The organism is Dysgonomonas termitidis, from assembly GCF_054657735.1.
In genome coordinates, this window is sequence record NZ_BAAHYD010000002.1 from 4,087,186 (window position 1) to 4,099,064 (window position 11,879).

General features: G+C 48.1%; 10 protein-coding genes. 1 reads left to right on the forward strand and 9 read right to left on the reverse strand.

All coding sequences use genetic code 11. The features are described 5' to 3' along the window. Window positions 1-19 precede the first annotated feature (19 nt). Complete coding sequence (locus ACYQ3L_RS20940) at window positions 20-3,160, reverse strand: SusC/RagA family TonB-linked outer membrane protein (RefSeq protein WP_379999654.1); 3,141 nt, start codon at window positions 3,158-3,160, stop codon at window positions 20-22. Window positions 3,161-3,221: 61 nt separating this feature from the next. After that, window positions 3,222-4,025 carry an SDR family oxidoreductase gene (locus ACYQ3L_RS20945; RefSeq protein ID WP_379999652.1) on the reverse strand — a complete coding sequence of 268 codons (804 nt, stop codon included), beginning with the start codon at window positions 4,023-4,025 and terminating at the stop codon, window positions 3,222-3,224. Between the two features lie 386 nt (window positions 4,026-4,411). On the opposite strand from ACYQ3L_RS20945, the gene tnpA (ACYQ3L_RS20950) reads away from it, so the two are divergent. Next, on the forward strand, window positions 4,412-4,777 hold the full coding sequence (gene tnpA / locus ACYQ3L_RS20950) for an IS66 family insertion sequence element accessory protein TnpA (RefSeq protein ID WP_459952456.1): 366 nt from the start codon (window positions 4,412-4,414) through the stop codon (window positions 4,775-4,777). A 186-nt stretch (window positions 4,778-4,963) separates the two neighbouring features. Here tnpA (ACYQ3L_RS20950) and tnpC read toward each other — a convergent pair whose 3' ends face one another. From tnpC to ACYQ3L_RS20985, 7 genes are all read right to left on the reverse strand, one after another. After that, window positions 4,964-6,490, reverse strand: coding sequence for an IS66 family transposase (gene tnpC / locus ACYQ3L_RS20955; RefSeq protein ID WP_459952232.1), 1,527 nt, complete (start codon window positions 6,488-6,490; stop codon window positions 4,964-4,966). Window positions 6,491-6,541: 51 nt separating this feature from the next. Further along, window positions 6,542-6,904 (reverse strand): IS66 family insertion sequence element accessory protein TnpB, encoded by a 363-nt coding sequence (gene tnpB / locus ACYQ3L_RS20960; RefSeq protein ID WP_459952231.1) that lies wholly within the window; start codon window positions 6,902-6,904, stop codon window positions 6,542-6,544. Further along, window positions 6,904-7,269, reverse strand: coding sequence for an IS66 family insertion sequence element accessory protein TnpA (gene tnpA / locus ACYQ3L_RS20965; protein ID WP_459952230.1), 366 nt, complete (start codon window positions 7,267-7,269; stop codon window positions 6,904-6,906). Before tnpA (ACYQ3L_RS20965) ends, tnpB begins: the two co-directional genes overlap by 1 nt. A gap of 193 nt (window positions 7,270-7,462) precedes the next feature. After that, window positions 7,463-9,490, reverse strand: a complete 2,028-nt coding sequence (locus ACYQ3L_RS20970) for a fimbrillin family protein (protein WP_379994407.1) — start codon at window positions 9,488-9,490, stop codon at window positions 7,463-7,465. Window positions 9,491-9,537: 47 nt separating this feature from the next. Then, window positions 9,538-10,053 (reverse strand): ParB N-terminal domain-containing protein, encoded by a 516-nt coding sequence (locus tag ACYQ3L_RS20975; protein WP_459952475.1) that lies wholly within the window; start codon window positions 10,051-10,053, stop codon window positions 9,538-9,540. Between the two features lie 137 nt (window positions 10,054-10,190). Further along, window positions 10,191-11,495: a DUF3440 domain-containing protein gene (locus tag ACYQ3L_RS20980; RefSeq protein ID WP_459952457.1), complete on the reverse strand. Its 1,305-nt coding sequence runs from the start codon at window positions 11,493-11,495 to the stop codon at window positions 10,191-10,193. After that, window positions 11,492-11,863, reverse strand: a complete 372-nt coding sequence (locus ACYQ3L_RS20985) for a phospholipase D-like domain-containing protein (RefSeq protein ID WP_459952458.1) — start codon at window positions 11,861-11,863, stop codon at window positions 11,492-11,494. The genes ACYQ3L_RS20980 and ACYQ3L_RS20985 overlap by 4 nt, the downstream gene beginning before the upstream one ends. Window positions 11,864-11,879: the final 16 nt, after the last annotated feature.

Genomic DNA, 11,879 nt, shown 5'->3' on the forward strand with positions numbered 1-11,879 from the left:
TGTTTAATAATTGTTCTTTTTATAATGTGATGTCTATACCAAGAGTAAATATGCGCGGAGAAGTTCCTATATTTTCGGGATCATAATACTTCCAGTCTGTTACAACGAAAGCATTATCTACATTGACGCTTACTTTCAGATTTTCGATCGAGAATTTCTTAAGAAGTTTTTTCGGGAAAATATATCCTAAAGACGCATTTTGCAAACGGACATAGTCTCTTTTTTTCCATATCCTCACACTAGGGTTGGAACTGTTCGATCCAAGGCGCGCATATTCGTTCGAAGGATTGTCCGGTGTCCAGTATTCGGTCCATATAGAATTGAACCGGTCATAATAGCGCCCGTCAAAGTTACGGGGCATGCTGTCTTCACCCCAGTAGTTGAATTCGCCCCTTAGCACAAATGAGAGGTTGATACAATTGAGGAAAGTGAAATCGTTTCGCAGCGACATATTGTAACGTGGTATCCGCGAGCCCATGAATAGCTTGTCTCTCTCATCCAGTATACCATCTTCATTTACATCCAGAATCCTCGGGTCGCCGGGCTGTTTTCCGTATTTCCTCGCCTCTTCTTCCTCGCCGAGCTGCCACATGCCGATCATCTTGTAATCCCTCAGCGTGTATATGCCATGCCCTATATACCAGCCATTTGTCAGGTCGTCACTTTCACGCCGGCCTGTTACATTCCCGTTATTGTCAAGCACATCTATCATATCACCATACAAGTGTTTTATTTCATTATCGTTGGCACTGTAGATGAACGTTGTCGTCCAATATACTTTTTTAGGCATGTTCAGGTTTACGCTATTTAAGGTTAGTTCTATCCCTTTATTGTTTACCTGTCCAAGATTGGATATTACGGTTTTATATCCTGTTATGTCAGGTAATGCCCTGTCCAAAACGAGGTCTGTCGTTTTGTTGGAATAAAGATCTACAGTCCCACTAAGGCGGCCATTGAACAATCCGAAATCGAGACCTAAGTTGAAAGCCTGCGTTCTCTCCCACTTCAGGGTCTTATTTGCCATGTTGTCTGTCCAGAGACCCGATACGGTCTGTCCTCCAATGATCTGGTCGGTGAGATTCAATTTCGAAAGAGCCGCATAACGTCCGATATCCCTGTTCCCGTTTTCACCCCACGAGAAGCGGAGTTTCAGATTGTCCAACACCCTGTTCTTGATAAAACTCTCTTCCGATAACCTCCAGGCTGCGGCAAAAGCAGGATATGTACCATGTGGATTCCTCACCCCGAATGCCGAGAATCCGTCGCGACGTACCGATGCCGTAAAGAGATATTTGTCCATCAGCCCGTAGTTGACCCTCCCCAGTAGAGTTGTTCCTGTCTGTACCTGGTCATTTGCCCCCGTATTTGGCAGTACACCTCCATCAAGATTATGGTAACCCAGATTTCCATTCGGTTTGAATTCCTGGTTTGACGCTGTTGTTGTCCAGAACTCATACTTCTCCGAACCTGCCACAAAAGTAAGGTCGATATTATGTATTTTATTAAAAGTATAATTCCATTTCAATATATTATCAATCAGCCATTCATAGTCGGAGTATTCTTCCCTTGTTGTTTTTCCTCCTTTTGGTGTGGAAGGTATAATCTCGGAAGTGTAATCATAGCTTTTTCTCCAGCCATAACGGTTTGTAAAATTGGTTCTGAATGTGATACCATATGGTAATGTAAGCAATCCATACACAGTCGCATTCAGCGTATGGGACCTATGGAGTTTATCATTATTATAAGTTGCCAGTAAAGGATTGGATGACCGCCCGTCATTGTAAGGGAAATTATTCAGAGTACCGTCATCATTATATGCCATCAGGTAAGGACTCATTGTATCGGCTTGACCGGTGTCGGCGACTATGCCTTTATTTGCCCTGTCGGAAAACTGTGCATTTACACCTAACTTGAGCCATTTCTGAATTTCCGTATCGAGATTGACACGTGCCCTGGTAGCCTGAAATTCTTCGCCTTCCTTAAAGCCTTCGTTATCAGTCCTGCCTACCGAAACATAATAATTACTCCTGGTTGTACTGCCCGATATGGAAGCATTATAGTCCTGACGGAATCCGGTGCGGTATACAACATCTCTCCAGTCGGTAGTGCGGCCTGCCTTATAGTTAGCAATTTCGTCAGGGATGAAACTTAGGCGGGTAAGCCATGTTTCGGTATAGTCACCTGAAAATCCGCCTTCGTAAGCAGCCCATTCCTCCATGGTTACACCTGATGGTAAATTATAGGGACTGTCATAGTAGCCCAGTGGCTTCTTATCTTTATCGGGAGCGAAATAGTCGTTCGTTTTGAAATAGTCGGCTCGGCGATTCAGATATTGTTCCGGAGTCGGCATATCCGGCATTGAGCGCGAAGTGGTAGTACCAAACTTTGTACTTATATTTATTATCGGTTTTTCACTGGCTCCTCTTTTGGTGGTAATCATTATAGCCCCTGCCGAAGCTTTTGATCCGAAAATAGCAGCGGAACTGGCATCCTTCAATACATCTATACTTTCTATATCATTAGGATTGATATCGGATATGTTTCCATAGAAAATATTCCCATCCAAGACAACAAGAGGGGAAGTAGATGCCTTGAGAGATGCCGGTCCCCTGATCTGCATGGAACCTCCTCCTGCAGCGGTATTGTCTACTGTGACCCTGAGACCGGCAATACTACCTTTGAGATAGTCTACGAAGTTGGTCGCTACTTTTGTCTCCATCACTTCCTTGCCTATATGCGAAACAGAGCCTGTGAGGTCTTTCTTCTTTACAGTACCATATCCTACTACTACAACCTCTTCGAGCTGTTCGGATGTTTCGAACAATACTACGCTTAACGGTTTAGATTTATCGGTTACCGTAACTTCTTCGTTCTGATATCCCAAAAATCTGAATGTAAGAATCGTCTCGGATTCGCTCATTTGTATTTTGAAGTTTCCGTCAATATCAGTCATCGTACCTTTGGTTGTCCCCTTTATAGTAACGATAGCTCCAGCGATAGGAGTACCACTGTTATCACTTACACTTCCCGTTGCTAATCCTGCCGATTGTTGGGAATACATAAAACTTGCTCCCGCAAAGAGCAGCATACTAAGTACTAATATACATTTAACCTTCAGGTTAGATATGATATTTTTTATAAATAGCCGTGTGTCTAACATAAGATTTTAGATTAAAAGTGTTGATTTATTATATTCTATAAGTTATTTACCACTTGGAAAACTATACACCACTAAAAGAACTGAAGCCTCCGTCGACAGGAATCACCGCACCTGTAATAAAGCTGGCTTCGTCAGAACATAGGAATTTTACAATGCCGTTCAGCTCCGTAATATCACCAAATCGTTTCATCGGCGTATGGGCCAATACCCGCAGGCTACGCCCAGTGTACGATCCGTCGGGATTTATTAATACTCCCCGGTTTTGGTCTCCGATGAAGAACCCGGGAGCAATGGCATTTACCCTTATTTTATCACTATATTTCAGCGACATTTCCATAGCCATCCATTGGGTGAAAATATTTATCGCTGTTTTAGCCATAGAGTATCCAGGTACACGGGTGATGGCCGAGTAGGTGGCCATCGATGAAATATTGATGATACTTCCGTATTCCTGTTCGGCCATAGCCTTGCCAAACACCAGACAAGGATAGACCGAACCATACATATTAAGGTCTATAACCCGGTTGAGATCGGAAATCTTCATATCAAAGATACTCTGTTCTTCATCCAGCGTAGCTCCCGGTAAATTTCCGCCGGCGGCATTGACCAGAATATCTATTTTACCCCATTTTTTCATTATCTTGTCTTTTACCCCATTAAGACTTTCAATATCCAATACGTTGCAGGTGTATCCCGAGATATCGCCCAAACTCTTCAATTCATCTACACGTTTGTCTATATTTTCCTGGCGGATGTCAAGCACTATGACTTTAACACCATCTTCCACCAAGCTTTTAGATATATTTCCACCTAAGACGCCGCCACCTCCGGTTACGATTGCGACCTTTCCGTTCAATTTGCTCATAAATTCTTATTATTTATTGTAATTCAGCTGTAATACCCTGTTGATTCTTAGTTTTTAGAATTAGAATAATAGATGTGCCTTTCATGTAAATTATTACATGAGATTTTCGGTGTTTTGTAAATAAGCAAAACCAATTCCGGGGTGTTTCGATTATTGCTTAATTAGTTGTTTCCGGTTGTTTTATTTTCTACCGGATTTCACAGGAGTATCGGGGGCGTTTTCTTGTGTATTCCTGTAATGTAAAGGTATAGCTTGATGGAATTGTTATCAAACTAATAATTTGCAATTATTGATATTATATTTGCAGGTTAGTTTGTGCCGTAATAGTTCGGGTAACCGCGTCTTGCAAAGCCGTACGCGAGTTCTTACCTTTGAGGAAAAAACCTATGGAAACGAACGATTATGTGCGAGGAGTGGCGTTGAGCGAAGCCGAAGGCTTTGCCTTGATAGAAAGTTTTTATACAAGTAGACGGGGAGCCGAAGCGTGGTATAGAGGCTTGGGCATGTCCAAGCACACATTCTATAAGTGGAAGCACCGCTACGACGCCATTCACGCAGAGGGAGCACCGTCGGAGCCGGCAGCAGAACCGGAGCCCTGCCGCCTGGTACCTGTCAGGATAGTAGATACGCCCTCCGGCGAAGTTGTCCGGGGTATAGAGGTGCGCTACCCGAACGGGGTGGTACTGGCCCTTCCGGCTGAGCCGGGCATCGGAATAGGCCAGCTGGCCGAACTGCTAAAACTTAAAGTCTGATGTTCAGCCTGGGAGAAACGGATAAGTATTACGTAATAGTTCGGGGAATTGCGTCCATAGATCCAGGTGCCAGCAGCCTCGGGCTTATCCATACAAAATAGACAGAGCCGTCCGGTCACATGACCGTCCGGCTCTACTTTATTCGTGTGGCAGACGGCGAACATCGCCGCCCTTGAGGGATTTATATTAATGTTGGCCCGTCGGCAGCCAGGCTCCGGGCAGCAACAGATGCAGGTCTTCCGTTTTGGTATCAGGTAACCGGTTCAGGACATCCGTAAGCCAGGCTTCGGGATTCACGCCATGCAGCCTGCATGTACCCAGCAGGGAGTAAATGATAGCGGCATGGTAAGCAGCCTGATGGCTGCCGCAGAACATATAGTTTTTCCTGCCTACGGCCAGGCCTCTAAGGCCATTCTCGGCACCGATATTGGATATCTGATATCTTCCGTCGATGACATAGCGCACCAGGCGGGGATAAATATTGTAGGTATAAGCGATTGCCTTTCCAATGAGGGACTGCGGCAATACCTTCGGATACTCATCCAGCAGCCAGCGCTCGAAAGCCTTGAGGATGGGATAGGCTTTGGCCTTACGCTCCACAGCAATTTGATCGGGAACATGACAGGTTTCCCTGAACTGCCTCTCCAACCGGTAAAGCAACTGTATTTGATCCATGGCAAAGGATGACCGGGCGGGGTCATTTTTGAGGGCTTGCTCAAATCGTCTGCGGGCATGGTCCCAGCAGCCCAGCAACAAGACATCCTTCTTGTTCTCATATATCCCGTAGGCGGCGTATGCGTCGCTTTGGACGGCTCCCTTAAAGTTTTTCAGCAGTTCTATCACCACTTTCTGCCCTCTCGAGCCGTGGTCGTAATGGAAGAAAAGCTTCCGCTCTTCCGGCGCCTTGACGATCCAGTGGTAGCCTTTACGGGTTGCACCGGGCTTGTCCCTGTCCACTACCGGTATGAAGGTTTCATCCATCTGGATGTAATCCGATGCCAGCACCTGTTTCCTGAGTTCGAGGTATAAGAGTTCCAGCAGGCAGGCTGAACCGGCATTCCAGCCGTTAACGGTAGAAGCGGCCAGTTTTATGCCTTGCCGGCTGAAGATGTCGATCTGACGGTAATAGGGAAGGTGATCCTGGTATTTGCTTACCTGCAGGTGTGCCAGCAGCGACGCTCCTGCGTTACTCTTTGGCAGCGGCAGGGACGGAAGTTCCGCTATAACCACGCCCTGATGGCCGGCCAAGGCATATTTCTTGCGGATAATCCTGCGCACATACAATGTTCCCGGTGTATATTCCAGTATCTCTGTCACTTCCTGACCGATGCAGGTACTTCCTGCGGGTATCGGATCGGGTTCTATGATTTCTTCTTTACGTTCCAATCCGGCTGGCAGTTCCTGGCGTACCGGTTTAGAGGAATTTTCCTTTCTGGCCTCACGTTCGTAAGTAATGGTTTGACGCAACTCTTCAACCAGCGCCTTTTCTTCTTCCGGCAGGCTGTCAACACCCTCGAAGGCCAGGCTCAGCTGGTTGGGATCTTCCTTTACATAGCGTTCAGACGAACGTCCGAACATGGCCCGGCGAAGATAAAGGAGTTCGTCGGTAAGTTTGCTTAGTTTGGATTCCAGGGAAATGTTCCTCGACTCCAACTCCTGTATAACAAGCTTGGATTCGGCTAATAATTCTTCCAGTTCCCGTATCTTTTCCATGTATGAAAGATACACATTTTTTACCGGATATACAAGCGTTAATCCTTTTATTTATAAGGTTTCGACGGGTTTTTCGTATCTTTTTTTGTACACTACTTTTTCCAGGCTGATACCGTCGGTCATCATCACCAGTTCAACCCACTTTAAGCGGTAACAACCTGTCTTTTCATCATAATGAGGGCGGCTGAACTGTCCTTTCTCCAGCCTCTTGTGATAGATAACGTAACCCCCGCTTTCCCAATGTAGCAATTTCAGCGTTCGCCGGCTGCGACTAAGAAAGATAAAAACTTCGCCGCTGGCCGGGTCATGCCGCATAACAGAGGCGACGATTCCCGACAGCGTGTCAAAGCCTTTGCGCATGTCGCAGGCACTCGAATATAAGTAATACTTATCCGTTTCTCCCAGGCTGAACATCAGACTTTGAGTTTTAGCAGTTCGGCCAGCTGGCCCATTCCGATGCCCGGCTCAGCCGGAAGGGCCAGTACCACCCCGTTCGGGTAGCGCACCTCTATACCCCGGACAACTTCGCCGGAGGGCGTATCTACTATCCTGACAGGGACCAGGCGGCAGGGCTCCGGTTCTGCTGCCGGCTCCGACGGTGCTCCCTCTGCGTGAATGGCGTCGTAGCGGTGCTTCCACTTATAGAATGTGTGCTTGGACATGCCCAAGCCTCTATACCACGCTTCGGCTCCCCGTCTACTTGTATAAAAACTTTCTATCAAGGCAAAGCCTTCGGCTTCGCTCAACGCCACTCCTCGCACATAATCGTTCGTTTCCATAGGTTTTTTCCTCAAAGGTAAGAACTCGCGTACGGCTTTGCAAGACGCGGTTACCCGAACTATTACTTTCCTGCTACCAAGGGTGTGCCGCCGCTACCCTAAGGGTGGCAGGGCACTCCCCGCCAAACCGGCCCCCTTTATATGGGGACGGCAAAGGTATCAATTCGAGCGGAAGAGCTCCGTCTTTAATCCATCAATAAGACACGCACCTGACGCTCAGGCCGAATGGTCGGTCCCAACCGCCGGCGCCCCAAGTAACCCGCCGTGAGTCTGTGTCCTGTGTGATGTTTGTTGCCTGGTCAGGGGAGGTCCCCGCTGGGGCTGCCCAGACTCCTCCAGAGTAGTAGCTACTTGCCTGTTTTATCAGTTCACCGGAGGAGCCATCGCGATAGTATGCGTTAGGCCAAAAATTGCGGGTTAAGTCCGTGGTGGCGGTGTTGTTCCAGTATTGGATGTCATCCGTACCATTAGCATCCGTAAAGCTCGCGCCTGGGTCATTATACAGGGTCCATGTGGAGATGGATCCAACCGGGTTTATGTATGGTAAGACCCAGTCGCGGGCCAAGAGCAAGCCGGCTGTCGCTGGATGATCTGAAATGAATTTGCAAACGTCCCCCAAATAACTGGCTTTGAGTGTATTCGATTGGAGCGTCAGGCGACGGTCGCCTTCTCCGCTGGCTGAGTTATCAATTTGGGTAGACGTGGTAAACGGGATCGAGGTGTAGGAGCCGTCAGTATACATTGTAGCATAGGCCGTCACAGCCGCATTCATTTCTCCGGTGCCAGCGCTATAGGTGTTAGTGATTTCTCCCGATTTCACTTTGTAATACTTACCGGTTGTAAGGTCTGGTATATACAGGTAAGTGTCATTGTCGAAAGCTCCAACTGCACCACCAGCTATGCCAATCAGAGAGCCCCATTTGAAATATAATCCCTGGTATTTCTGCTTGTCCGTTCCCGATTCCTCAAAGGTCAGCGCGCCCACAACGCCTCCCGGAGTGTCCGGCTTGAAGTAGACATTAGACCTTGCCCACACAGTCTTTATAGGAACATTGATATTCGTTCCGTACAGGTCGGCATCTATATCCCCGAAGCTAACGGCCGCGCCTATCTTCACATTGCCGTCAGATTTGAACTCCAGGTTCAGCACATACTGGCGGCCTATCTCAAAGGTGACGCCCAGGGTTCCGATCCCGTTTAAGTCCGCAAACTGGACGGTGACAGGCGTTTGCGGCGCGCCGTTCAATGTATAGTTGACCAGCAGGGCAAATTCACCGGTAGGGTCAGTATCGGACAGGTCTCCCTCCGTAGTCTGCGGCAGCACAAACATACCCTGCTCGGCACTGGTGACAAGCTGGCTGGTGGCGGCGACAGATACGCCCGATGCGGGCAGGACATAAGGGTAATCAATCAGGTCGCCGGGATTCTCCCACAAGGTGACATAATCAGTGGTAGCAGTAATTGAAGCCGGAGCGTTGTAAGACCAGTCGGTCAGCTCCGTCCCTGTGGTTTCACTGACAGGTATACCGTCGCTCGCGCCTGTATTCGACGGGCCATTACCTTTCAGGTTCAGCTCTCCTGTGGAATACACATTCTTCAACTCCAGGCCGGTGATCGTCACAGCAGCGGACACCTCGCTCTTGGCCGCAACCAGTATACGCGACAAGGCGTGGCGGAACTGCAGCTTCACAGGGCTTTCGTAGCCTGCCTTCAAAACCTTGCCGTAGGCTACCAGCAGGTCCTCCTGCGCAGTGGCTCCTGTGGAAGCAGGTACAGGTACGCTATAACCGATGACCTGGCTGGTCGGATCATCCCCGGCGGCACCCAGGCCCGGGTTGACATGCCGGCTGCCGGAGGGCGAGTAAGCAAAAAATTCTACATAATTATTGCCTGTAACCGTCGGATAGAACACCTCCGGCGCATAGGTCCAGCCGGTAACGCCCTCGTTACGGTAAACGGTGGTACCCGTCAACAGTTGCTTGTCAACACCCGGGGTTCCGTCGTCACGGATGGCATTGACCACAAAACTATGGATGTAGTCACCGCCCGTTGTGGTCGCCTTAAGGCCTCCGGTACCGCCCTGGGCACGGAAGGAGATAGCACGGCCGGAACCCCCGGGGGAGTCCTGGGACTCATCCTGCGAACAACCGGTCAGCACCAGCAATCCGGTTAAAAACAATCCCGTTACATACGGGGATAAAAATCTAATCTTTCTTTTCATACTTTTCTTTTTTCATCTCTTTTTTCATCTCTTTTTTCATCCTTTTTTCATCTTTTTTCCAGATCCCTTATTGAAAACTCCCGGTCTGCAAATAAAGCGGCCAGCCCGGTGAGTTGCTTTAAGCGCAGTATTTCATCCATGTCCATCCCGATATGTTTCGATATCCATGTGCCGGATTTTCCTATGGAGATCAGTTCCCTTACGATTTCCGACATCAGGCTTATGTCATGGGTGCCCCTGGCCCGGTTATGGCGTACGGTTGAAGCCATCCTTTCACTTAATTCCCGCCTGGACTCACGTATATAAGTCACAGGAAGCCTGCCCTGTGTACTTTGGGATATCTTACGTGATTTGCGCTCAGCCTTCCTGCGGTGAAACCCGTCCACGATCCGGATGATATCCTTTTCCGGACTGCCGACAACAGGCATGGTATAGCCGTCTTCCTCGATGGAGGTAACCAGCAGGGCCATTTCCGGCGGGGCAACACTGTTCGGGTTATAGTCGTTGCCTTCTATGTTTTCCGACCTTTCCCATGCGACGAAGTCTACCGGATGGTGTTTCATCGGGCTCACCTCATGTAACATCGAGCGGACATAATTAAGGGTGTCTATTTTTTCATCCGTATCTTTCATGTCTTTTATATACCGGCATACAGATGCAGTCATTTGTTGAAAAACATGATTTTCTTCGTTTTGATTTTTCATAGCATTTCTTCGTATTTCCGGATCAATTCCTGTTGCCTTAATATCTGCTTCTTTGTCATCGAGAAAGACAGGGTCCTGCACGTAATATCATTTTTAAGGATAGCCATGCACATACGTTTCCAGGAGAGGAAATCCGTTTTGTTATCCAGGCCGAGCAATGCATCCGGTATGGTTTTGAAACGCACGACATATTTGTCGCCCTTTCCCCGTTTGCTATACTGCCGGGTATTGACGATCATATCCGGGTCCAGTTCGAAGATGTCTTCCTCGCTAACAGGAGAACCGGTACTGTTCCAGTAACGGGTAAACTTTATGAATTTGGCCGTATATATCCTGCGGGTTTCTCCGGGAAGTGTTCTCAGCAGGAACTTACAGTAGCTTTTCCATGTATGTCCCTGAGGAAGGCTTATCCTCCCGGCTCCCGTTGCTTTGGTCCCGCAATAGATATTCCCGAAGTTGGCTCCGCTGACACGGTCTACTACTCTTACCCATGTTTCGGGCTCCAATACGTTGAAAAGGTTTAGCCCCGCCTTTTGCTCATCCCCGTAAGGCTCGCATATCCGCATCCCGGACAAAGGTACTCCCGCCATATAAAACAAATCGTAGATACTGTTATAGGGCTTGCGGTACCTGCCGTTGTATGTCCAGATATCCTCCGTGCGCCAGTCACAGATAGGGTAAAAGTTATAGGTATTGTCCGATATCCGGGTTGAGTAGCTTTTATCCTTATAGGAAAGCTTATCCTTCCGGGAGACGGCATGATAACGGTTCAGGCTTTCGTCGGCCCGGATACCTATCAGGCAGGCGGTCTTTTTATCCCCGTGCTGCCGGGCATACCAATCGCCGAACAGAGGAGTGAACTCTTCGAAAGTCATATTCTCCCTGTAAAAATCAAAGGGATGATTATCCTTATTGATAATGAAGCCATGTTCCGGCATCGGGCGTACCCATTTATCTTTTTTGGCAGGGTCCCAGAAGATCCAGAATGGCTCGTACATGGAAACCGCATTGGTAGTCGTCATCGGAAGGCACACCCAATAGGGTTCGATAAGGTCAAGGTTATCGAGGTACATCCGCTCTATAAAACGGGCGGTTCTTTTATAGGAAGCCTCCACATCCATATACAGCACACCGATTTTACGCTTTATCCCGTGCCGGCGCATATAGTCGAGGACAATATGGAACATCACCCCGCTGTCTTTGCCTCCCGAGAAAGCCAGGTATATATTCTCAAATTCCGAGAATATATATCCGGTACGCTCCAGGGTGACCTCATAAACATTCTTTTCACAGCCGCTCATATGATCTTTGCCATTTTAAAATACTTCGTCCATTCCTTATCTACAGAGAAGCCCATTTCTTCAAGGATAGGCCGGTCGGAATTGTCGGCAACGAAAGTAACGGGCGTCCCTTTCTCTACATCCATCAAGGCCCGTTCGATCAATATCCGTAACAAGTCCTTATCCTGCCAGGTAAAGTCGTTGCACAAACGGTCGTTGACAATGGAAATGAATCCGGTAACCATATTCTTCCCTTTGACGGAAATATACCAAAGGTGGTCTTCCGTGTTTTTGAAAGGGTAGCCTCCGTTCAGGCGGATAACTTCCGGGTTCATCACAAAAGGAGCGATCAGTTCATACAGGGTAATAGTTCGGGGAATTGCGTCCATAGATCCAGGTGCCAGC

Bases quoted from the DNA above. Each gene is read 5' to 3' on its own strand.
- ACYQ3L_RS20985 (WP_459952458.1), bottom strand. From the start codon at position 11,863: ATGGACGCAATTCCCCGAACTATTACCCTGTATGAACTGATCGCTCCT.
- ACYQ3L_RS20970 (WP_379994407.1), bottom strand. From the start codon at position 9,490: ATGAAAAGAAAGATTAGATTTTTATCCCCGTATGTAACGGGATTGTTT.
- ACYQ3L_RS20945 (WP_379999652.1), bottom strand. From the start codon at position 4,025: ATGAGCAAATTGAACGGAAAGGTCGCAATCGTAACCGGAGGTGGCGGC.
- tnpA (WP_459952230.1), bottom strand. From the start codon at position 7,269: ATGGAAACGAACGATTATGTGCGAGGAGTGGCGTTGAGCGAAGCCGAA.
- tnpA (WP_459952456.1), top strand. From the start codon at position 4,412: ATGGAAACGAACGATTATGTGCGAGGAGTGGCGTTGAGCGAAGCCGAA.
- ACYQ3L_RS20980 (WP_459952457.1), bottom strand. From the start codon at position 11,495: ATGAGCGGCTGTGAAAAGAATGTTTATGAGGTCACCCTGGAGCGTACC.
- ACYQ3L_RS20940 (WP_379999654.1), bottom strand. From the start codon at position 3,160: ATGTTAGACACACGGCTATTTATAAAAAATATCATATCTAACCTGAAG.
- tnpC (WP_459952232.1), bottom strand. From the start codon at position 6,490: ATGGAAAAGATACGGGAACTGGAAGAATTATTAGCCGAATCCAAGCTT.
- tnpB (WP_459952231.1), bottom strand. From the start codon at position 6,904: ATGTTCAGCCTGGGAGAAACGGATAAGTATTACTTATATTCGAGTGCC.
- ACYQ3L_RS20975 (WP_459952475.1), bottom strand. From the start codon at position 10,053: ATGAAACACCATCCGGTAGACTTCGTCGCATGGGAAAGGTCGGAAAAC.